The organism is Desulfovibrio sp. An276 (assembly GCF_002159665.1).
Lineage (GTDB): Bacteria > Desulfobacterota > Desulfovibrionia > Desulfovibrionales > Desulfovibrionaceae > Desulfovibrio > Desulfovibrio faecigallinarum.
Map to the genome: position 1 here is coordinate 1 of NZ_NFJC01000080.1, position 969 is coordinate 969.

General features: G+C 52.1%; 1 protein-coding gene. It reads left to right on the forward strand.

The window, feature by feature from the left end:
• Window positions 1-906 (forward strand): IS66 family transposase (locus B5F76_RS14280; RefSeq protein ID WP_087355761.1); only part of this gene is annotated, 906 nt, incomplete at its 5' end.
• Window positions 907-969: the final 63 nt, after the last annotated feature.

A 969-nucleotide genomic window follows, 5' to 3' on the forward strand; every position in this document is an offset into this window, starting at 1 on the left:
GCCTCCACAATACTCAACTCTCTGGGTGTTCTGATCAGTCCTTCTACAGTGTGCGCCAGGATAATGGATTTGCCCAAGCGTCCTTCAGTGCAGCGGAGCATGGCTATTTTGGGGCAGCAGCTGCTTGCAGCCCCCACGCTGAACGCAGATGAGACTGGCCTGGACGTAAATGCCGATCTTTACTGGGTCCATGCTCTCTGTTCGCCAACGGCAGCTCATTACCATCTTTCGGAGCATCGAGGAGTCAAAGGGATGCTGGAAGGCAACATCCTGAACAATCCAGTGAATGTGCTTGTCCACGACTGCTGGGCACCCTACTGGAATCCCGCATTGGACGTAGGGGAGCACGCAGTCTGCAACGCCCATATAATCAGAGAGCTGGAAAATGTGGTGAAACTCGCCCCCGGAGCTCACTGGGCACTGCTGATGACAGATATGCTTCTTCGTGCCAATAACGCCTGCAAAAATGCCCGAGACCGGGGTAAGACCAGTTTGCCCCGGTACAAACAGAAGCTCATCAGAAGGAGATATGAAGAGCTTCTCAGACAAGGGGAAGCAAGACATCCGCGGAGGGTTACAAAATCGGGAAAAAGACGGGTCAAACAGCCACTGGCGGTTAATCTCCTTGCCCGTTTGAGAAAACTTGAAGACGATATCCTTCGTTTCAGCGTCGACTTGAGAGTACCATTTACCAATAACATGGCAGAACAAGCTATCCGTCCATTGGTGCTGCGGGAAAAGGTAAGCGGATACTTTGCGACTATACAGGGCGCTCAGGGCTATCTCATCATGCTATCCCTGCTGGAAACTGCCAGGCGGCGTGGAATAGGTGCTTTTGAGGCAATCAAACTATGCCAGGCTGACAGGGCTGAGGAGATTGTGCTTGCCTTCGATGCTGCCGCGTAACTTACGCTTCTACGACGCTGTGAAAAGAATAGCAGTCAGATAGTTGTGCCCTTTCACTGTTTG